This window comes from Mesorhizobium sp. WSM4313, from assembly GCF_002294725.1.
In the GTDB taxonomy this organism is placed as follows: Bacteria; Pseudomonadota; Alphaproteobacteria; order Rhizobiales; family Rhizobiaceae; genus Mesorhizobium.
Map to the genome: position 1 here is coordinate 257,063 of NZ_NSFT01000008.1, position 19,821 is coordinate 276,883.

Below are 19,821 nucleotides of genomic sequence, written 5' to 3' on the forward strand. Positions count from 1 at the left end.
TGTCAGGACAGAGGGAGGCGGTCCGAGGGTGTTTAATCGGGTGACGATGAATCGCTCTTCGCCAGCAACTGTTTCGCGCCGCGTCTTCATCGCCGGAGGTCTCGCTGCTGCCGGCGCGCTGCCTCGCGTCGCCTTCGGCCAGACCGGCAGGCGCATCCAGCCGATCGACGCCACTTTCCTCTTCATCGCCGATATTCATGCCTGCCGCATGGCGAACGGGCTCAGTCCCAACTGCCTGCAGGAAGGCAAGACCGATGCAGCACTTCTGCGCAACGTCGCGGCCTTGAACGCGATTGCCGACAAGAAGTGGCCGGCCGAGATCGACGGCGTTGCCACTGGCCTGCATTCGGCCGGCACCCGTATCGGCACGCCGCTCGGCCTCGTCACCGGCGGCGACATCACCGACGATGGCGGCGGCCAGGTCACGGAGCCCAGCGAAGGCACGCAGCTTCTGCAGTTCTCCAAGCGCTATCAGGAAGGTGTCGGGCCGGACCGGATCCACATCCCGGTCTATGTCGGGCTCGGCAATCATGATCTCGACCAGAACGGCTCGCCGCCGCACGTCGATTGGTATCGCCGCGAATTGCGCGATTATGTCGAGGTCAACCATCGGCCCGGCGTGTTCTTCAAGCCGCCGGTCCCCGCTACCGAATACGACGTCGATACCGACTGCTATTCCTGGGACTGGGGCGGCCTGCATCTCGTCCAGATGCACCGCTTCGCCGGCGATACCGGCCATGGCGCGCCAAGCAGCCTGCCTTGGCTGAAGCAGGACCTCGCCACTTATGCCGGCGACGGCCGGCCGGTCGTCCTGTTCCAGCATTATGGCTGGGACACTTTCTCTACGGAGCGCTGGGATCCGGTGAAACGCACCTATGATGACGATGGCTCCGGGCGCCCGCATTGGTGGGGCGAGGCCGACCGCCAGGCCCTGGTGACCGCGATCAAGGGCTACAATGTAATTGCCGTCTTCCACGGCCATCAGCACGAAGTGCCGATGATCTACCAGCGTGACGGGCTCGACATCATCAAGCCGAAGGCGGCCTATATGGGCGGCTTCGCGCTGGCCAGGGTCACTGCCGGCAACATGGATGTGGTGTTGGGCGAGGCGGCCGGTGACCATGGCGAGATCGTCTTCACCAACGCTTTCGCCAAACAATTCCAGACATGAAAAGGCCACCTCGCGGCGGCCTCTTGCCTATCTGCCATCAAGACAAGACGGCCTCAGAACGCTTTGCGAACCTTCTCCTTCACGTCGCCATAAGCCTTCTGCATCTTGCCGGCAATCTTGTCGGCGGCGCCCTCAGCCTGGATCCGCCTGTTGCCGGTGGCCTTGCCGGCCGTTTGCTTGACTGAGCCCTTCATCTGCTTGGCGATACCGGGCGACCTGATCCCTGTTCACCATGCGCGCATCTCCTGGGTCTGGAAGGGAAACTGGACACGAGAACCGCATCCGGGTCTGACAACGTGCCGGAAGCACCTGGATATCCCTTTTGAGGAAGGCTTCGTGCGGCTGCGCACGCCCGAGACGGCGGCAAACCTCGCCAAGGTGTCGCCGACCGGCCTCGTGCCGGTCTTGAATCACAATGGAAGGATTGTCTGGGAAACGCTTGCCATCCTTGAATATCTGGCCGATCTCTATCCGGAAAAAAGGCTCTGGCCCACCGATCTCGGCGCCCGTCAACTGGCGCGCTCGGTGGCGACGGAAATGCATTCGGGCTTCCGCGAGGTCCGCTACGGCTGGCCGATGAACCTGCGCCGGCCGAAATCCCATAAGCCGCTCGATGCCGAGGGCGAGGCGCAGCGGGCGAGGATCGAAGCGATCTGGCGCCAGTGCCGCGAGCAATATGGCGAGGGCGGGCCGTTCCTGTTCGGCCATTTCACCGCGGCCGATGCCATGTATGCGCCGGTGGTGACGCGCTTCGACACCTATGGCGGCGAACTGGCGCCCGTCACCCGCGCCTATGTCGACGCGGTCTTGGCGACGCCCGCGATGCGGCACTGGTATGCGGAAGCCGCCAGGGAGCCTTGGCCGGAGCCCGGGCCGCACGAACAGGATTGAGCCCGGGTCGGCTCGGCAATTGCTTCGACTGCTCTGATGGGGTCTTCAAGCCCCGGCGGCGCGGCCTATGTGAAGGGCGAGCCGGGCTCCTGGAGATTTCTCATGATAACCGCAAATTCACCACTCACGGGCAAAGTCGCGCTCGTCACCGGCGCTTCGTCCGGCATCGGCGAGGCCACCGCCGCGGTCCTTGCCGCGGTCGGCGCGAAAGTCGCGGTCGCCGCCCGTCGTGCCGATCGCCTCGAAGCATTGGTTGCGCGCATCGAACGCGGCGATGGCGTCGCGCTCGCCATTGAAGCCGACATCGCCAAGCCCGGCGACATCACCGCGATGGTCGACAAGGTCGTATCCGAATGGGGACGGCTCGACATCCTCGTCAACAATGCCGGCGTCATGCTGCTTGCTCCTGCGGCCGAAGCCGATCTAGACGACTGGCGCCAGATGATCGAGCTCAACCTTATCGGCCCTGATGGCGACCACCAAGGCGGCGCTGCCGCACCTGAAGGCTTCAAAGGGTCATATCGTCAACGTCTCCTCGGTCGCCGGCCGGGTCGCAAATCCCGGCGCCAGCGGCTATGCGGCGACAAAGTTCGGGGTGGTGGCTTTTTCGGAATCGCTGCGCCGCGAGGTCTATGCCGATAAGGTGCGCGTCACCGTCGTCGAGCCGGGCCTTGTGCGTACCGAACTCGGCGATCATATCACCAACGTGCAATCCAAGGCCGTACTCGAACACCGTCTCGCCACGATGGAAGCGCTGACCGCGGAAGACATTGCGAACGCGATTTTCTATGCCGTCAGCCAGCCGCCGAGGGTCAATGTCAACGAGATACTTATCCGTCCGACCGATCAGGAGCGGTGAACAACAGAAAACGCCTCTCGCGCTTGTTATGGCGCGGGAGGCGCTTTTGCCGTCAACCGTTCTCGATTGCTCGTGAATTGCCGACGGCTTGAGTGAAAACGGCCCGCCATGAGATTGGTTCCGCAGCCGACGAATTTTTTGTCCTTATTTGCGGATAGCCCCAACGTCCGCCGCGATGTGATAAGAATGCTGCAAGGCCAGGGATGCGGGCGTCCGCAATTTTAATCCGACGCCATGTTGCTTTGTGCATGGTCATGGCCGAAAGACGCTCTGCCATTTCGGCATCAACCTGCGGGCAGGAGAAGATTTTGACCGCTAGCTCGAATGAATCATGTGGGCAGGCTTTGCCGAAACCGGTAGGCACACGCTGATGGCCGCCAAACGCGTGCCATCTACGCCGATCGCCGCCGATGCGACCATCGCCGATATGGTCGACACCCTCGACAAGCCGATCGAATATGTTCGCCGAGTGCTGGAAAGGCTCGAACGCTGCAAGCGCGCGCATGGCGATGCCCAGGTGCGCGTTGGCGTGCGCGGCCGCGCCGAAGCCCCGAACTATCTGATTGAGTATGTGCGGGAAGACGCCAAGACCCGTCAACGCACCAGCTATCAGGATGCCGCCTACAGCGGCAGCACGCATCGTGAGCTGGCGCCGCACCACATTGAGGACGCCAGGAACTGGTCGCCCGAGGAAATGAACATCACGGCGGTCTCGGCGCTGATCGGCCGCTTGCGCAATCCGAATGCGCCATCATCGCGCTTTTCTGACGAGGACTGACATGGCCATAAAATTCTCCGCCAAGGACCAGCCGGCAGCTCCGCCCGCCGCGGCCAAGCCAGCCAAGCCGGCGGCAAAGCCGGATGCGCCCGCAGAGGTTGCGACTGATCTGTTCAAGTCGCCGGCCGAAGCGCCGGCGCGCAAGACCAGGAAGAAGTAGCGCCCTTGCCGCAGGACGGCGGTCGCACAGCCGGGCCGCTCGGCCTGCTAGGTCAGTCCTCTGTGTCTGTTGACGAGGATGGCGGTGCGGTCGCCGTCTTCGACTGTCAGAGCTGCGGCGCCTGCTGCTCCTACTCGGCGGACTGGCCGCGTTTTTCGACCGAGGAGGATGAGCAGCTCGACCGCATCCCGGCCGAGTTGGTAGCGGCCGACCAGTCCGGCATGCGTTGCGAGGGCGGCCGATGCTCGGCGCTCACCGGCGAGGTGGGCAAGCACACGGCCTGCGGCATTTACGAGCTGCGCCCCGACGTCTGCCGCGCCTGCATGCCCGGCGGCGGCGACTGCCTGATGGCGAGGGCGGCGCACGGGCTGGCGGTGAGCTAGTTTCCTTACCCCCGCATCGCGGGGGCGAGGAAAAGCGCCCCGCTTGCCCTGTTGCGCGCCTCCCGGTACCTTCTCGCCGGGCAGGGCAGCGGAGGAAATCCATGAGCATTGAATTTCTGTTGACGTCGTTGATCATCGTGGCTTCGCCCGGCACCGGCGTCATTTACACGCTTGGCGCCGGCCTCTCGCGCGGCGCGCGCGCCTCAATTATCGCGGCCTTCGCCTGCACGCTTGGCATCATCCCGCATATGGCGGCCGCCATCACCGGCCTGGCCGCAGTGCTGCACACAAGCGCCGTCGCCTTCGAGACGCTGAAATATCTCGGTGTCGCCTATCTGCTCTACATGGCCTGGAACACATTGAAGGAAAAAGGCGGCCTCAGCATCGACGAGGACGCCGCGCCGCGCTCGACCGCCAGAACGATCACCTCGGGCATCCTGATCAACATCCTGAACCCGAAACTGTCGATCTTCTTCTTTGCCTTCCTGCCGCAATTCGTCAGCACCACCGAGCCGCACGCGCTGTCCAAGATGCTGGAGCTCTCCGGCGTCTTCATGCTGATGACGTTCATCGTCTTCGCCATCTACGGCGTCTTCGCGGCATCGGTGCGCAGCCACATCGTGTCGCGGCCGAAGGTGTTGACATGGATGCGCCGCAGCTTTGCCGCCGCCTTCGTCATGCTCGGCGCCAAGCTGGCGCTGGCCGATCGGTAGCCCTTCAGCGCCAGCCCTCTACATAGCCCATGGTCGCCTCGGGGGAGCTTTGGGCTGATGGGGCTCGAGAGATTCAGAAATCCGGATAAGGCCGGAAATCCGAGTAAGAAAGGCGGTCGCAATGACGCTTGAATGCATCAATCCCCACGATCTGCCCAAGCCTGACACATACAGCCAAGTCGTCGTGGCGAAGGGCACCAGGCTGATATTTATCGCCGGCCAGGAACCTGAAGACCTGAACGGCAAGCTTGTCGGCGAGGGCGATTTCACGGCTCAAACGCGCCAGGGTATTCGCCAATCTCGGTCGGGCTATTGCCGCCGCAGGCGCCCGTCCCAACGACGTGGCGAAGATCATGATCTACGTCGTCGGCTACCGGCTCGATGACCATTACCCGATCATCGATGCCGCCCGCGTGGCTCTGTTCGGGGACCACAAGCCGGCCAACGTCGTGTTGGGAGTGGCCAGCCTGTCGCCTGGATATCTGATCGAGGTCGATGCGGTTGCGGTGGTCGACGCCTAGCCTTTCACATAGCCCATCGCCTCGACGATTTGCCCATCGGCGACACGCATCAGGTTGACGCCGCGCAGCGACCTGCCGTCGGCCATCCAGAAGCGCCAGCGGATCGTGGCGCGGTCGCCGGCGACGAACGTCTCTTCGATGTCGAAGCGGGTACCGGGTCCGGTGGCGATCGCCAACCACAATTCGACGCAAGCCGCCTTGCCGGTGCGGCGGGCGCCGTCGGGCGCCGGCGTGGTGTTCTCGATCACGCAGTCCTGCGCCACAAGTTCGTCCAGTGCCGAAGGGTCGTGGCGCTGGAAGACGTCGTTGTAGCGCCGCATGATTTCCGCCGTCTCGGCGGAGCGCTTGGCCGCGGCGATGTCGATGATGTGTTCATGGGTCATTTGATCTTCTCCTGTCGTTTCATTGAGCTGCGAGGCTCGCCTTGAGCGTGATGGTGGCGACGCCCGCCAGCGCCCGCGAGACGAGACAGGCCGCCTTGGCCTTTTGCGCCAGCCGCTCGAAATCCTCGGCCGATATGCCGGCGATGCGCGCCTGAGTTTCGAGCTCGATGCGGGTGATCGTCGGCCCGGCCGTGGTCGCGCCGAGATGCACCTTGGCGATGGTGTGGATGCTCTCGGCCGTATGGCCTTCGGCGCCGAGAATGGCGGTAAGCGCCATCGAAAAGCAGCCGGCATGGGCGGCCGCAATCAGCTCTTCCGGATTGGTGCCCGGGCCGCTCTCGAAGCGCGACGGGAAGGAATAGGCGCTTTCGAACACTCCGCTGCCCAGCCGCAGCCGGCCGGATCCTTCCTTGAGTGTTCCTTGCCATTGGGCCGAGGCTTCGCGGATTGTCATGGCTGATCTCCTTTCTGTTTGCGGGAAAGCATGATGGTCACGCGCCGTCGATGACGACCTTGCCGAAGACGTCGCCCAGCTGGAAATGGCGGTAGGCCTCGCGCGCCTCGGCGAAGGGGAAGACCTTGTCGATGATCGGCTTCAGCCGGTGCGTGGCGACAGCGGCAAGCATTGCCTCCAGCCCGTTGCGGCTGCCGACGAACAGTCGGCTGATGGTGACGAGGCTGCGCTGATAGACCGCGCCCGGGATCTCGACCGGCTTGCCCTTCTGGTCCTGAACGGTCAGCAGCACGATGCGGCCGTAGAGCGAACTGGCGATCAGCGACTGCGCGAAGGTGGCAGGGCCACCGGTCTCGACGACCAGATCGATGCCGCCGGTCACCTCGCGCAGCTTCATGCCCCATTCCGGTGTTTCGGCCGCCGCGATGACGAGGTCAGCGCCGAGTGCCCGCAGCCTGTCGGCCTTCTCGGCGCGCGAGGTGACGGCGGCCACGCGGCAGCCCATGAGCTTGGCGAACTGCAAGGCAAAGAGCGCAACACCGCCTGAGCCGATCACCAGAACCCATTGTCCGGGCTTCGGAATCTCGGCGCCCGTCAGCGCGCTCCAGGCGGTCAGCCCGGCGCAGGTGAAGGTCGCTGCTTCCTGCCACGAGAGATGGTCGGGCAGCCGCACCGCCCATTGTTCGTCGAGCAGCGCATATTCTGAGAGCATGCCGTCCAGCGTGCAGCCGAGCTGATCGACGACGCACGGGTGCATGCGGCCGTCGATCCAGCGCGCGAAGTAGCTGCCGGTCACGCGGTCGCCAATGGCAAAGCGGGTCACGCCGTCGCCGGCGGCCGCGACTTCGCCGGCACCGTCGCTCAGCGGCACGATGCCCGCGCGGGGTGCCAGAGGATAAGTGCCGTTGAGGATCATCGTGTCGCGGCGGTTGAGCGAGGCGGCGCGCACTCGTACCAGGATCTGGTTTGCACCCGGCTTGGGCAGCGCTTCCTTGCGCATGACCAGCCCCTCGATGTCGCCGAACTCCTCGAGCCGGTAAGTCCGCATTTTTGCCTCTGATATATGTAGACCGATTTATATATTATGTAGACCGATTGTCATATTCGAGGCAAGCCCTATAATGCGTGCTCCTGACAGAGGTTGACATTTTGAGAGGTCGACGTGGCGACGAACACACGCACCCGCATGATCGAGGCGACGGCGCTGCTCATCCGCAAGCGCGGCTATCACGGCACGTCGCTGAACGACATTCTAAGCGCCAGCGCAGCACCGCGCGGGTCGCTCTATTTCCATTTCCCGGGCGGCAAGGACCAACTGGTCATCGAGGTGACGCGCGCCAGTGTCGCCGACGTGACGGAGCGGCTGGGCGCCGCGCTGTTGGAGGAAAGCGATCCCGCCGTTGCCGTCCACCACATCTACCAGTCGGTCGGACGCATGCTGGAGGAGAACGAATTCTCGCTCGGCTGTCCGGTCGCGCCGGTGGTGCTCGACGCGCCGAACAATGTGCCGGACCTGGTTGAAATCTGCCGCTCGGCCTTCGAGCAGTGGATCGGACTGCTGCGCCAGGCATTCGTCAGGGCAGGGGTGCCCGAGCGGCGCGCGCAGGCGCTGGCCCTGCTGGTCGAATCCTCGCTGGAAGGCCTGATGGTGATCGCCCGCGCCACCCGCGACCGCACGCCGCTCGCCGCCGTGGCCGACGAGGTTGCGGCGCTGGTCGAGCAGGCGGTGCTGGCTGGCAAGGCGGCACGGCAAGCGGAGAGTGCCGCCTGAGGACTCGGATCTCCAAATGCAAAACAAAAAGGGCGCCTTTCGGCGCCCTTTCGTATGCATTGGCTTGGTAGCCTGGATTTAGAAGTCCATGCCGCCCATGCCGCCCATGCCGCCGCCGCCCATGCCGCCAGGCATGCCGCCGCCAGCCGACTCCTTCTTGGGAGCTTCGGCGATCATGGCTTCGGTGGTGACAAGCAGGCCGGCGACCGAGGCCGCGTCCTGGAGAGCCGTGCGCACGACCTTGACCGGGTCGACGATGCCCATGGCGATCATGTCGCCATACTCGCCGGTCTGGGCATTGTAGCCGAAGGTCGCGCCCTTGTTGTCGAGGATCTTGCCAGCGACGATCGAGGCTTCCGCACCGGCGTTGGCCGCGATCTGGCGGGCCGGAGCCTGCAGCGCGCGACGCACGATGTTGATGCCGGCGGCCTGGTCGGAGTTGGCGCCGGTGGCCTTGAGGTTGCCCGAAGCGCGCAGGAGCGCGACGCCACCGCCGGCGACGATGCCTTCTTCCACGGCCGCGCGGGTCGCGTTCAGGGCGTCATCGACGCGGTCCTTCTTTTCCTTGACTTCCACTTCGGTCGCACCGCCGACGCGGATCACGGCAACGCCGCCGGCGAGCTTCGCCAGACGTTCCTGCAGCTTCTCCTTGTCGTAGTCTGAGGTGGTCTCCTCGATCTGCTGCTTGATCTGGGCGACGCGGCCCTGGATCTCGGCCTTCTTGCCGGCGCCATCGACGATGGTGGTGTTCTCCTTGGAGATCGACACCTTCTTGGCGCGGCCGAGCATGTTGAGGCCGACATTCTCGAGCTTGATGCCGAGGTCTTCCGAGATGACCTGGCCACCGGTGAGGATGGCGATGTCTTCCAGCATGGCCTTGCGGCGGTCGCCGAAGCCCGGCGCCTTGACGGCGGCGATCTTCAGGCCGCCGCGCAGCTTGTTGACGACCAGCGTGGCCAGGGCCTCGCCTTCGACGTCTTCCGAGATGATGAGCAGCGGCTTCGAGGTCTGGACGACGGCTTCCAGGACCGGCAGCATGGCCTGCAGGTTGGAGAGCTTCTTCTCGTGCAGCAGGATGTAGGCGTCCTCGAGATCGGCGACCATCTTGTCGGCGTTGGTGACGAAGTAGGGCGACAGGTAGCCGCGGTCGAACTGCATGCCTTCCACGACTTCCAACTCGGTCTCGGCGGTCTTGGCTTCCTCGACGGTGATGACGCCTTCGTTGCCGACCTTCTGCATCGCTTCCGCGATCATCTTGCCAACCGACTCGTCGCCATTGGCCGAGATCGTGCCGACCTGGGCGACTTCCTCGGAAGTCTTGATCTTCTTGGCGGCCTTGCCGAGCGCCGTGACGACTTCGGTGACGGCGAGGTCGATGCCGCGCTTCAGGTCCATCGGGTTCATGCCGGCGGCAACCGCCTTGTGGCCTTCCTGGACGATCGACTGCGCCAGGACCGTTGCGGTCGTGGTGCCGTCGCCAGCGATGTCGTTGGTCTTCGAAGCGACTTCGCGGACCATCTGGGCGCCCATGTTCTCGAACTTGTCCTCAAGCTCGATTTCCTTGGCGACGGTGACGCCGTCCTTGGTGATGCGCGGGGCGCCGAACGACTTATCGATGACGACGTTGCGGCCCTTGGGACCGAGGGTGACCTTCACCGCGTCGGCGAGGATGTTGACACCGCGCAGCATGCGCTCACGGGCATCGCGGGAGAATTTTACGTCTTTGGCAGCCATGTTTTAGCTCCTGGCAGGGGCTCGGGAAGAGCCCGAAGATGAAGATTCAGGTGAGGCCGATGATCAGCCGATGATGCCCATGATGTCGGATTCCTTCATGATCAGAAGGTCTTCGCCATTGAGCTTGACTTCAGTGCCCGACCACTTGCCGAATAGGATGCGGTCGCCGGCCTTGACGTCCAGCGGCACGAGCTTGCCGCTTTCGTCGCGGGCACCGGAGCCGACGGCGATGATCTCGCCTTCCTGCGGCTTCTCCTTCGCCGTATCCGGGATGATGATCCCGCCGGCGGTCTTGGATTCGGATTCGACCCGGCGAACGACCACGCGGTCATGAAGCGGGCGGAACTTGGACTTTGCCATGTTTTCTTCCTCGAATGAGAACGGTGAGAACTGTTCCTCCATCCGGCGAGGCCGCCGGATATAAGTTAGCACTCACCAAAGGCGAGTGCTAACGTGGCGCTGAGATAGGCCGCTGGGTTGCCGGAGTCAAGGCGCGCGCAACGGGGCAGCGGCGCGAAATTTTTCTCGTGCGAGACGCAAGGCCGAAATGCACCGGCCATCGCGAGGCGCCGACGAGCAACCCGCCCGTTAGTCCAGGCGCCTCGGCGAACGCAGCACCAGCAACGGGCAGCGTTCTGCGAGCCCGTATGTGCCGGTCGAGGCCAGCCGGACGTCATCGAAGAAGGTCTGGGCTTCCTTGATCAGCGCTGCCGCCGGGGCGAAGCTGTAGACGACGGACGAGTTCCGGTAGACGTCGATGGTCCCGATGGTCGGCAGCTCCCACCCGGTTCGAGCCGACAGCTCCTCGCGGTCGGGAAACATCCTGTCGAATTGTTCGAGGATGCCCCTCACCGGTATCGTGTAATCAGGCGCTCCGCCGATGGCGGTCATTGCCACGCGCCATTTGAGTTCATGGAAGGTCGAGACGCCGCCGCTCAGCGCCAGGGCGCGGACATCCTTCGGGTCGTCTGGAGTTCCGGGGAAAGCATAAAGCCTGATGGCGGCACGGCCGACGGATTTGAGTGAACGCGCAATCGACGCGAACAGCGTGCGTCTGAGGTCAGCGGCGCCGATGACGGAGAGACATCCATCGCCGATCAGCGCTTCGATGCTCGCGCCGGGAAACGGCAAGTCGAACCAGTCGCCCTGCACCGCCTTGCGCATATCGGTGTCGCCCGGCCAGATGCCGGCAATCATGTCGGGAGACTCGTCGACCGCCGTCATCGTGGCGCCGAGCCCGGCGAGCTCGGGCGTCACGCCGAGCATGACGACGTGCGATTGCGAAAGCTCGAGCTCACGTTCGTAGGCCTCGACCACCTGAGCCGGCGGCCGCAGCGGCGAGCCGAGCAACTGCCAGTGCTTGCGAATTGCATTCCAGTGCTCGGTCATGCAAACCCTGTATCGGTTAGGGCATTGTGTTCGTCGCATAATCGAAAGCGCATGATAAGCCAAGTGGGGCGCATGGCACGCATCGCCGTCATCACGCATGAACAAGACCGCTTCCAGACCCGGCGCGGGCTGCTGCTGCGCCGTGACAGCCCGTATATGCTCTTCGACCTGCTGGAGGAGCTGAAGCGCCGCGGCCATTCGGTGCGGGTCCTGCGCGGCACCTCGGCGAAGCCGGCCGCCGACATCGCGGTGCTGCATCTCGACGCGACCGTGACGCCGCCCGATTATGTCGACTATGCGCGCCGCTTTCCCTTCTGCCTCAATCTTGGGGCCGCCGACATCTCGAAACGCCGCGTCAGCGGCGCCGTGATTGGCCAAGGCGACGACTGGCAGGGACAGGTCATCGTCAAGAGCAGCCTCAACCATCGGGGAACGCCGGAACAGCAGCTGAACCGGCGCGCGCGGCGAGCCGGCAGGCCGGAGCCGTTTCCCGGGGTCCAAGCCTTCGAAAAATACGAGATCCATGCCTCGCTCGCCGATGTTCCGGCCGCGGTCTTTGAACGCCGGGATCTGGTCGTCGAGAAATTCATTCCCGAGCCGGAGCCGGACGGTTTTGGCGCCCGCTTCTGGCTGTTCTGCGGCGAGCGCGAGCGCTGCACCCGTCATGTCTCGCCGCAGAGCCTGGTCAAGGGCGACGACACCATCCGCCGCGAGGCGGTGCCCGTGCCGGACGAGCTGCGCGCGCTGCGGCGCCAGCTCGGCTTCGATTACGGCAAGTTCGACTTCGTCATACATGAGGGCAGGGCGGTGCTGCTCGATGCCAACAAGACCCCTGGGCGTGCCAGGAACCTGTCGAGCTTCATCGCCGCCGGCAATGCCAATCTTGCCGACGGCTTCGAAGGACTGATCCGCCAGGTCAAGTGACCGATCGTCTAGATATTCATGCCCCCAGACACCTCGATGCGCTGGGCGTTGACCCAGCGATTGTCGTCGGAGAGCAGCGAGGCGATCATCGGCCCGATATCGTCGGGGACGCCGACGCGGCCGAGCGCGGTGACGCCGGCCACCATGCGGTTGATCTCGGCATTGTCGCGCACATGGCCGCCATTGAAGTCCGTGGCGATCGCGCCGGGCGCCACGGTGTTGGCGGTGATGCCGCGCTGGCCGAGCTCCTTGGCGAGGTAGCGCGTGAACACCTCGATGCCGCCCTTCATCATCGCATAGGCCGACGATCCGGGAGCAGCAAAGCGGGCGAGCCCGCTCGAGATGTTGATGATGCGTCCGCCATCATTGATCAGCGGCAGCAGCGCCTGGGTGAGGAAGAACACGCCCTTCAGATGGGTGTTCATCAGCGTGTCGAACTCCTCTTGCGTCGTCTCGGCGATCGGCTTACGCAGACCGGTGCCGGCATTGTTGACGAGATAGTCGAAGCGGTCGCGCTGCCAGGTGTCCTTGAGGGTCTTCTTCAACGCCGCAACGAAAGCCGGGAAGCTGGCGACGGCGCCGGCGTCGAGCTCAAGCGCCGCTGCTCGACCGCCGGCAGTCTCGATCTCGGCGATTGCGCTCTTCGCCTCGTCGGCGCGCGAGCGATAGGTGACGATGACGTCGACGCCCCTCCGGGCAAGGTGGATCGCGGTGTTGCGGCCGAGGCCGCGGCTGCCGCCGGTGATGAGAGCAATGGGACGAGTGGTCATGGCGAATCTCCTTCTTTTGGATGGAGATGCATATACTCGCCTGCCTGATCGATATAATCGGCCATGGATTGCCAACACTATTCAGTCTGTGCGAACAATCGGCGATGGACCGGTTCGACAGCATGCGGCTCTTCACTCGCGTTGTGGAACGGCGCAGCTTCACCGCGGCCGCCGCCGATCTCGGCCTGCCGCGCTCCAGCGCCACCGCCGCGATCAAGCAGCTCGAGGAGCGGCTCGGCGTACAATTGCTGAGGCGCACAACGCGCCACGTCACCACGACGCTGGACGGCGAGGCCTATTACCAGCGCTGCATCGGCATCCTCGCCGACATCGAGGATGCCGAGGGCAGCTTCGGCGCGCATGAGGTGCGCGGACGTCTGAGCATCGACATCAACGGCAACATGGCCCGCACCTTCGTCATTCCGGAACTGCCGGCGCTGCTCGCCCGCTATCCCGGGCTCAGCGTGCATATCGGCGAGGGCGACCGCTTCGTCGACCTGGTGCGCGAAGGCGTCGATTGCGTGGTCCGTGCCGGCACGCTGCCCGACAGCGACATGATCGCGCGCCGCATCGGCATGGCGCGCGAGGCGACGGTTGCCAGCGTCGCCTATGTCGAGCGCTACGGCCTGCCGCGCACTCTGGACGAGCTTGCCGGGCACGTCATGATCGGCTTCGTCTCGTCCCGCACCGGCCAGGTGATGCCGCTGGAGTTCACCGTCGATGGAAAGATCCGCGAGATCGTGCTGCCGTCGCGCGTCACCGTCTCCAATTCCGACACCGCCGCCACGCTCGTGCGCCAGGGTTTCGGCCTCTACCAGGCACCGCGCCGCCGCTTCGCCGCCGACATCGAAGCGGGCCGGCTGGTCGAGGTGCTGCCGGACAATCCGCCGACGCCGACGCCGATCTCGGTGCTTTATCCGCCGAGCCGCCAGCTTTCGCCAAGGGTGAGAGTGTTTGTGGATTGGCTGGTGGAGATTCTGGGGCCGAAGCTGGAAGCGGGCTGAGGCAGCCAGGCGCGGCCCCGAGTATGGCGTCGGCTACAAAAACAGCTTCAACTGCGTATGGATGATCGACCGATAATCCTCGATCGTCCTCCGTCCCTCCGCTTCGTCCTGTGCCAGCGCCAGCCGCACGACGCTGCCGGCGAGCTGGAAGATCAGGAACACGACACGTCCGAAAGCCTCGCGCTGCTCCGCTTGGAGCATCGGCCCGACCTTATCGCAGAACATCTTCGCCTGTTGCCTCGTCTCGGCGATGTCGAGATGCTGCAGCGCCTTGTCGGCCTGGATGGCGTTCTGCAGGTCCTGGATGGCTGGGTCCGCGGCGACACGGGCATGATAATCGTCGAGCAGCTGGTCGGCCGCGGCGGTCACGTCGTCCAGCCGGGCTATCCTGGCGATGATCGCGCCGAAGCGTGCGCGGCTTTCCTCGGAGAACCGCTCATAGAGCATCGCCAGGATCGCCGACTTGCTGGGGAAGTAATGATAGACGGTAGCGATCGGCCCGCCGGCCAGCGCGCCGACTTCCTTCATCGTCACCGCGTCGATGCCCTTCTCGCCGATCAGTCGCATGGTCGTGGCGAGGATCGCGTCGATGCGCTCACGGCTGCGCTCCTGCTTCGGCCTGCGCCGCGGTTCCGTCGCTGTTCGCCTTGTCTGCGTCATGCGCCAAATCTCGTGAAAGCCGCGAATTCGCGGTTGACAAGAAACATGATCAAGTATCAGTTCCGTCAAATGCTGACAACCTGTCAGTTTTTCGAGCGAGCTGCAAGGGAGAGCGCCTCGTGACCGCATCGCAAGCCGCGCAAGCGGAAAATGGCGATTGGCTTGTCGGCAATCCGACGGGCCTGCAGCTGGCCTCGGCGCTGTGGATCGGCTCGGTCGGCCTCCTCATCCTCGGACTGCAGCCGGTGCTGCTCGGTGCGCTCTACAGCGAAGGCCATGTCACCGGCGACGAGCTGGCGCTGGTCGCCACCGCCGAGATGATCGCGATCGCTATCGGCTCGGGCGTCGTGGCGATGTTGCTTCCCGCCAGGAACATGCGCTGGAAGAGCACGGTGCTGCTCGTTCTGCTCGCGCTCGCCAATGTCTGGACCGCTTATGCCGGCAGCCCCAATGCGCTGATCGGCGCGCGCACGCTGGCCGGCCTCGCGGAGGGCGGGCTGGTCGCCGTGGCGACCGAGCTGATCGCCCGCTCGCGCCGGGCCGAGCGCATCGGCGGCTATTTCGTCACGCTGCAGACCTTGGCGCAATGCGCGCTGGCGCTGATCCTCGCGCTCTTTGCCGTGCCGAGAGCGGGCTCGGCCGGCGGCTTCATCGCGCTCGGCATCGTCTGTCTGCTTTCGCTCGTCGTGGCGTGGACCGTGCCCGACGACTATGCCGACCTGCCCAAGCAAGAACAGTTCGCCAACGTGGCGACCGTGCCGGCGATCGCCGCGCTGCTGTCGATCTTCTGCTATTTCATGTTCTTCGGCGCCATCTGGGCTTTTCTCGAGCCCATCGGCGCGCAGTTCGGCATCGATGGCCGCACCGTCGGCTTGATGGTTTCGGCGAGCCTTGCCGCGCAGGTGCTCGGCGCGATGACCGCGACAAGCTTCGAGGCGCGCATCGACTATCGTTTTGCCATCACCGTCATCGGGATCGTCGCGGCGATCAGCTCGCTGCTGCTTGCGTCCGGCCCGGGTCTTTCGGTGTTCTGGGCCGTGGCGCTGGTGATGGGCTTCATCCTGCTCTTCATCGTGCCTTACCAGATCCGGCTGGCGATCACCGCCGACGAGACGCGCACCGCCGTGCTGCTGGTGCCGGCCGCCCAACTCTTCGGCCTCGCCATCGGCCCGGTCGCCGCCTCGCTGCTGATCGACGGCGCGGATTTCCGGCCCGTGCCCGAATTCGCCGCCGCCGCCGCTTTGGCGAGCGTGCTTTTGCTCGGCATTTTCGTGCTGGTCGCGCGGCGGCGCGGCCGGGTCTGAGCAAAGGGGTCAAGATGGCAACCGCCTGGAGCAACTGGTCTGGTTTCGTCACGGCTTCCCCGAAATTGATCGCGGCGCCCGCCGATGCCGGCGAGCTGACCGAACTGGTGCGCTCGGCGCCCGGTCCGCTGCGCGTCGCTGGCGCCGGCCATTCCTTCACGCCGCTGGTTCAGTCCGACGGCACCATTGTCTCGCTGGAGAAGCTCGGGGGGCTGGTCTCGCACGATGCCGCGAACAACCGGGCGCGGGTGAGGGCAGGCACGCGGCTCGGCGCCTTGATGCACATCCTGCAGGACATCGGCCAAGGCCTGCCCAACATGGGCGACATCGACCGCCAGGCGATCGGCGGCGCGCTGGGCACGGCAACGCATGGCTCCGGCCCGACGCTCGGCGCCTATCACACGCAATTGGAGGCGCTGCAACTCGTCGATGGGCAAGGCGAGCTGCGCGAGTTCAGCCGGGCAGACGACCTGGACATGATCCACGCCACGGGCGTCGCGCTGGGCGCCTTCGGCGTGCTGACCGAAGTGGCGATGAACAACATCGCCACCTACCGGCTGCGCCGCCGCAAATGGGTGCTGCCGATCGGCGACATGCTCAAAAACTTCGAGACGATGATGGCCGCGCATCGCTCGGCCGAGTTCTACTACATCCCGTTCTCCGGCTACGCCCAGTTCATCGCCAGCGATCTTAGCGACGCGGCGCCGACGACGCGGCCGACCGAAGACGACGAGGAAGGGTTGGCGACTTTGCGTAAGCTGCGGACAACGTTGCGCTGGCTGCCGCGGTTGCGCCGCGCGCTGATCAGAGGGGCGGTGAAGAAGGTGCCGGCGGAAGACTATGTGCAGGACTGGCTCAACGTCTACGCCAGCGAGCGTCGCACCAAATTCAACGAGATGGAGTATCACCTGCCTTACGAGGAAGGTCCCAAGGCGTTGGCCGAGATCATTGCGCTTACGGAAAAGCATTTCCCGGAAGTCTATTTCCCGATCGAGGTGCGCTCGGTGGCGGCCGACGAATTCTGGCTTTCGCCATTCTACAAGAGGCTGACCTGCTCGATCGCAATCCACCACGATGCGGCTAACGACCCGCTGCCTTTCATGCGCGCCGCCGAGCCGATCTTCCGCAAGTGTGGCGGCAGGCCGCATTGGGGCAAGGTGCACAGCCTGAAGGCGGCGGACTTCAAGAAGCTTTATCCGCGCTGGGACGATGCGATGGCGGTGCGGCGCGACATCGATCCGCAAAACCGTTTCGTCTCGCCCTACATGGCCGGCCTGTTCGGCATCCAACAATGAGCGCCTATTTCGCCGCCCTGGCCGATGCATTGATGGCCGCCGAGATTTTCCGGCCCTGCCTTGTCCTCGATCGCGACCGGCTGGACGGCAACGTCGCGCTGGTGAAGCAAAGGCTGGCGCCGGGCCTTGGCGTGCGGCTGGTCGACAAGTCGCTGCCTTGCGTGCCGTTGCTTTCGCATATCGCCAAGGCGCTTGGCACCAACCGCTTCATGACCTTCCATCCGCCGGTGACGCAGGCCGTGCTTGACGCGTTTTCCGAGGGCGATCTGCTCTACGGCAAGCCGATGCCGGTGGGTGCCGCCAGGGCCGCGCTGACCAGGGGTGGCGCCGGCTGGTGGTCGCGCGTCTGCTGGCTGATCGACACGCCGGAACGGCTGGCGGAATATGGCGCGCTCGCTGCCGCGCTCGACACAGAATTGCGCTTCGCTTTCGAGGTGGACGTCGGCCTGCATCGCGGCGGTTTTCGTGATCCCGCCGAGATTAACGCGCTCACGATTCCAAAAGGTCTGCTCTGCGACGGCATCATGGCCTATGAGGCGCATGCGCCGGAGATACCGGGCCTGTTCGGCGGCGTGGCCAAGGCGCTGAAGCAGGCCTCTGCCAAGGCCGCGGAATTCGTCGCTGCCCTCGATCCGGACCAGCGCCGCACCCTCAACACCGGCGGCTCCAAGACCGCGCTGCTGCATGGCGGCGGCGTCGCCAACGAAGTGTCGATCGGCTCGGCCTTCGTGCTGCCAAAGGATTTCGACACGCCTGGCCTGGAGGGCTTCCAGCCGGCGGCCTTTATCGCCACGCCGATCCTCAAGGCGCTCGATCCGATGCTGCCCGGCCCGCCGGCGGTTTCCAGGGCGCTGCAGGGGCTTGGCCTCTTCCCGCGCAAGGGCTGCTATCTCTATGGCGGCAAATGGATGGCCGAGCCGGTGTTTCCCGAAGGCATGAAGGCGAACGGATTGATCGGCCTGTCGTCCAACCAGCAATTCATGGGCCTGCCGGCAGCCGCGGATGTGAAGCCCGGCGACTATGCTTTCCTGCGGCCAACTCAGAGCGAGGCGGTGCTGCAACATTTCGGGGCGATTGCCGTGTTTGCCGGAGGGCGGATCGTGGAGTTTTGGCCAGTGCTGCCAATGGGTTGAGAGGCGCTTCAGACGCTCGCGACTAGCGCCGGCTACCGTGACGTCGTCATTCTAGGGCGGAGCGACGCGAAGCGGAGCGGAGACCCTAGAATCCATTCCGTTCCACCTGCCGAAGAACGAATACGGCGCAGAAGAAGGTATCCTATGCCAGCGTTTTGGCGTCAGGGTCCGCACCGTTGTATCGATCGTAGGTAACGGCATGGATTCCAGGGTCTGCGCGCGTCGCTTCGCTCCTTGCTCCGCCCTGGAATGACGAAAGCGCGGCGATCATTTCATTGACTCAGTCAACTAAATGATTGATCCTGTCCATGACAGGAGGATTTCCCATGACCATCCACAATCACCCCGGCAAGGACCGTATCGATGCGGTGCGCGCCTTCAACCGCTTCTATACCCGCCAGCTCGGCCTGCTCGACGAGGGCCTGCTGAAAAGTCCGTTCTCGCTGACCGAGGCGCGGGTGCTTTACGAGCTCGCCCATCGCGATGGGCTGGTCGCAAGCGACCTGGTGCGCGACCTCGGCCTCGATCCCGGCTATGTCAGCCGGCTGTTGAAGAAATTCGAGGAGCGCGGCCTGGTCGGACGCGAAGCTAGTGAGACCGACGCGCGCCGCGCCTCGATCGCGCTGACGCCAGCCGGCAGGGAAGCCTTTGCGCCTCTCAACCAGGATTCGCATGACCAGGTGCGCGCGTTGCTCGATCGCCTGGCGCCGGCCGAACAGGAGCGGCTGGTCAACGCCATGCGCACCGTCCAGGACCTGCTCGGCGACAGACCTGAAGCCAAGGTTCCCTATATCCTGCGGCCGCTGCAGGTTGGCGACATCGGCTGGATCACGCACCGTCAAGGCCTCATCTACGCGCAGGACTATGGCTGGGACGAAACTTACGAGGCGCTGGTCGCAGAGATCCTCGGTGAGTTCGTCAAGAACTTCGTCCCGCAATGGGAGCGCAGCTGGATCGCCGAGCGCGAAGGCGAGGTGGTCGGCTCGGTCTTCGTCATGCGCAAGTCACCCAAGGTCGCGAAGCTCAGGCTGCTCTACGTCGAACCGTCGGCGCGCGGCCTCGGCATCGGTCGGCGGCTGGTCGACGAATGCATCGCCTTCGCACGCGCCAAGGGCTACCGGACGCTGACGCTCTGGACCAACGACATACTGGGCTCGGCCCGCCGTATCTATCAGGCTGCCGGCTTCAAGCTGGTCGAGGAAGAACGCCATCATTCCTTTGGCAAGGATCTTGTCGGACAAACGTGGAATCTCGAGCTTTAGCGCTTTTCCTTCTCCCCTTGTGGAAGAAGGTGTCGCCGAAGGCGCGGGGTGCTCCAGGGAATGCCAACGTCTCACTCCGCTGGAACACCCCTCATCCGTCTCGGCGCTGCGCGCCGATCCACCTTCTCCCACAGGGGGCCTGTTGCGTAATTGGCTGGTTGTGATTCTCTGAGAGGAAGCTCGGAGGGAATCGCGATGGCTGTGAAGCAGACGGGACAGTTGAGCCTGGCGGAGGCGTTTCTAGGCGACAAGCTTGCGGGCG

General features: G+C 64.6%; 23 protein-coding genes and 3 pseudogenes. 16 read left to right on the forward strand and 10 right to left on the reverse strand.

Features of this window, described 5'->3' with window-relative positions:
- Positions 1 to 46: 46 nt before the first annotated feature.
- A complete protein-coding gene (locus tag CK219_RS20055) occupies positions 47 to 1,171 on the forward strand; it encodes a metallophosphoesterase (RefSeq protein WP_095768445.1) in 1,125 nt (374 codons plus the stop codon).
- Between the two features lie 53 nt (positions 1,172 to 1,224).
- Here the strand turns inward: CK219_RS20055 and CK219_RS20060 are convergent.
- Positions 1,225 to 1,405 (reverse strand): annotated as a pseudogene (locus tag CK219_RS20060) (CsbD family protein).
- Between the two features lie 69 nt (positions 1,406 to 1,474).
- On the opposite strand from CK219_RS20060, the pseudogene CK219_RS20065 reads away from it, so the two are divergent.
- The 7 genes and pseudogenes from CK219_RS20065 to CK219_RS20090 all read left to right on the forward strand — a co-directional run.
- Positions 1,475 to 2,062: pseudogene (locus CK219_RS20065) on the forward strand (glutathione S-transferase); the annotation flags it as partial.
- Positions 2,063 to 2,164: 102 nt separating this feature from the next.
- Positions 2,165 to 2,458: pseudogene (locus tag CK219_RS32610) on the forward strand (SDR family NAD(P)-dependent oxidoreductase); the annotation flags it as partial.
- A 73-nt stretch (positions 2,459 to 2,531) separates the two neighbouring features.
- Positions 2,532 to 2,921 carry an SDR family NAD(P)-dependent oxidoreductase gene (locus CK219_RS32615; RefSeq protein ID WP_280950911.1) on the forward strand — a complete coding sequence of 130 codons (390 nt, stop codon included), beginning with the start codon at positions 2,532 to 2,534 and terminating at the stop codon, positions 2,919 to 2,921.
- A gap of 370 nt (positions 2,922 to 3,291) precedes the next feature.
- The gene (locus CK219_RS20075; RefSeq protein WP_095768506.1) at positions 3,292 to 3,699 is read left to right on the forward strand and encodes a hypothetical protein; all 408 of its coding nucleotides are present in this window, start codon (positions 3,292 to 3,294) and stop codon (positions 3,697 to 3,699) included.
- Position 3,700: 1 nt separating this feature from the next.
- The gene (locus CK219_RS31760) at positions 3,701 to 3,859 is read left to right on the forward strand and encodes a hypothetical protein (protein ID WP_095768447.1); all 159 of its coding nucleotides are present in this window, start codon (positions 3,701 to 3,703) and stop codon (positions 3,857 to 3,859) included.
- A gap of 62 nt (positions 3,860 to 3,921) precedes the next feature.
- Complete coding sequence (locus CK219_RS20085; protein WP_140632022.1) at positions 3,922 to 4,242, forward strand: YkgJ family cysteine cluster protein; 321 nt, start codon at positions 3,922 to 3,924, stop codon at positions 4,240 to 4,242.
- Positions 4,243 to 4,343: 101 nt separating this feature from the next.
- A complete protein-coding gene (locus tag CK219_RS20090; RefSeq protein WP_095768448.1) occupies positions 4,344 to 4,955 on the forward strand; it encodes a LysE family translocator in 612 nt (203 codons plus the stop codon).
- 73 nt (positions 4,956 to 5,028) lie between these two features.
- On the opposite strand, the gene CK219_RS32220 is transcribed toward CK219_RS20090, so the two are convergent.
- Positions 5,029 to 5,310: a hypothetical protein gene (locus CK219_RS32220; RefSeq protein WP_245340546.1), complete on the reverse strand. Its 282-nt coding sequence runs from the start codon at positions 5,308 to 5,310 to the stop codon at positions 5,029 to 5,031.
- Between CK219_RS32220 and CK219_RS20095 the strand changes: the two genes are divergently transcribed.
- Complete coding sequence (locus tag CK219_RS20095) at positions 5,297 to 5,476, forward strand: RidA family protein (RefSeq protein WP_348628342.1); 180 nt, start codon at positions 5,297 to 5,299, stop codon at positions 5,474 to 5,476. The two genes, CK219_RS32220 and CK219_RS20095, sit on opposite strands and share 14 nt — an antisense overlap.
- Here CK219_RS20095 and CK219_RS20100 read toward each other — a convergent pair.
- Genes CK219_RS20100 through CK219_RS20110 form a run of 3 tightly spaced genes read right to left on the reverse strand, consistent with a single transcriptional unit; the run spans position 5,473 to position 7,361 of the window.
- Positions 5,473 to 5,859: a nuclear transport factor 2 family protein gene (locus CK219_RS20100; RefSeq protein ID WP_095768449.1), complete on the reverse strand. Its 387-nt coding sequence runs from the start codon at positions 5,857 to 5,859 to the stop codon at positions 5,473 to 5,475. The genes CK219_RS20095 and CK219_RS20100 overlap by 4 nt on opposite strands.
- A 19-nt stretch (positions 5,860 to 5,878) precedes the next feature.
- Positions 5,879 to 6,313, reverse strand: coding sequence for an OsmC family protein (locus CK219_RS20105; RefSeq protein WP_095768450.1), 435 nt, complete (start codon positions 6,311 to 6,313; stop codon positions 5,879 to 5,881).
- Between the two features lie 37 nt (positions 6,314 to 6,350).
- Positions 6,351 to 7,361, reverse strand: a complete 1,011-nt coding sequence (locus CK219_RS20110) for an NAD(P)-dependent alcohol dehydrogenase (protein ID WP_095768451.1) — start codon at positions 7,359 to 7,361, stop codon at positions 6,351 to 6,353.
- Positions 7,362 to 7,475: 114 nt separating this feature from the next.
- Between CK219_RS20110 and CK219_RS20115 the strand changes: the two genes are divergently transcribed.
- Positions 7,476 to 8,084 (forward strand): TetR/AcrR family transcriptional regulator, encoded by a 609-nt coding sequence (locus tag CK219_RS20115; protein ID WP_095768452.1) that lies wholly within the window; start codon positions 7,476 to 7,478, stop codon positions 8,082 to 8,084.
- Positions 8,085 to 8,162: 78 nt separating this feature from the next.
- Here the strand turns inward: CK219_RS20115 and groL are convergent, their stop codons facing one another.
- The 3 genes from groL to CK219_RS20130 form a co-directional block, all read right to left on the reverse strand.
- Complete coding sequence (gene groL, locus CK219_RS20120) at positions 8,163 to 9,818, reverse strand: chaperonin GroEL (protein ID WP_095768453.1); 1,656 nt, start codon at positions 9,816 to 9,818, stop codon at positions 8,163 to 8,165.
- Positions 9,819 to 9,881: 63 nt separating this feature from the next.
- Positions 9,882 to 10,178 (reverse strand): co-chaperone GroES, encoded by a 297-nt coding sequence (groES, locus tag CK219_RS20125; protein WP_010915433.1) that lies wholly within the window; start codon positions 10,176 to 10,178, stop codon positions 9,882 to 9,884.
- A 228-nt stretch (positions 10,179 to 10,406) separates the two neighbouring features.
- Complete coding sequence (locus CK219_RS20130) at positions 10,407 to 11,207, reverse strand: class I SAM-dependent methyltransferase (RefSeq protein ID WP_095768454.1); 801 nt, start codon at positions 11,205 to 11,207, stop codon at positions 10,407 to 10,409.
- 72 nt (positions 11,208 to 11,279) lie between these two features.
- On the opposite strand from CK219_RS20130, the gene CK219_RS20135 reads away from it, so the two are divergent.
- On the forward strand, positions 11,280 to 12,131 hold the full coding sequence (locus CK219_RS20135) for a hypothetical protein (protein ID WP_095768455.1): 852 nt from the start codon (positions 11,280 to 11,282) through the stop codon (positions 12,129 to 12,131).
- A gap of 8 nt (positions 12,132 to 12,139) precedes the next feature.
- Here CK219_RS20135 and CK219_RS20140 read toward each other — a convergent pair whose 3' ends face one another.
- Complete coding sequence (locus tag CK219_RS20140) at positions 12,140 to 12,901, reverse strand: SDR family oxidoreductase (protein ID WP_095768456.1); 762 nt, start codon at positions 12,899 to 12,901, stop codon at positions 12,140 to 12,142.
- A gap of 104 nt (positions 12,902 to 13,005) precedes the next feature.
- On the opposite strand from CK219_RS20140, the gene CK219_RS20145 reads away from it, so the two are divergent.
- Positions 13,006 to 13,905 (forward strand): LysR family transcriptional regulator, encoded by a 900-nt coding sequence (locus CK219_RS20145; protein ID WP_095768457.1) that lies wholly within the window; start codon positions 13,006 to 13,008, stop codon positions 13,903 to 13,905.
- Between the two features lie 33 nt (positions 13,906 to 13,938).
- On the opposite strand, the gene CK219_RS20150 is transcribed toward CK219_RS20145, so the two are convergent.
- The gene (locus CK219_RS20150; RefSeq protein WP_095768458.1) at positions 13,939 to 14,565 is read right to left on the reverse strand and encodes a TetR/AcrR family transcriptional regulator; all 627 of its coding nucleotides are present in this window, start codon (positions 14,563 to 14,565) and stop codon (positions 13,939 to 13,941) included.
- A gap of 119 nt (positions 14,566 to 14,684) precedes the next feature.
- On the opposite strand from CK219_RS20150, the gene CK219_RS20155 reads away from it, so the two are divergent.
- From CK219_RS20155 to CK219_RS20170, 4 genes are all read left to right on the forward strand, one after another.
- Positions 14,685 to 15,869, forward strand: coding sequence for an MFS transporter (locus tag CK219_RS20155; protein ID WP_095768459.1), 1,185 nt, complete (start codon positions 14,685 to 14,687; stop codon positions 15,867 to 15,869).
- Positions 15,870 to 15,883: 14 nt separating this feature from the next.
- On the forward strand, positions 15,884 to 17,164 hold the full coding sequence (locus CK219_RS20160; protein WP_095768460.1) for a D-arabinono-1,4-lactone oxidase: 1,281 nt from the start codon (positions 15,884 to 15,886) through the stop codon (positions 17,162 to 17,164).
- A complete protein-coding gene (locus CK219_RS20165; RefSeq protein ID WP_095768461.1) occupies positions 17,161 to 18,297 on the forward strand; it encodes an alanine racemase in 1,137 nt (378 codons plus the stop codon). The genes CK219_RS20160 and CK219_RS20165 overlap by 4 nt, the downstream gene beginning before the upstream one ends.
- Before the next feature lie 326 nt (positions 18,298 to 18,623).
- Entirely contained in the window at positions 18,624 to 19,559 is a 936-nt protein-coding gene (locus tag CK219_RS20170) for a helix-turn-helix domain-containing GNAT family N-acetyltransferase (protein WP_095768462.1), read from the forward strand.
- Positions 19,560 to 19,821 lie beyond the last annotated feature (262 nt).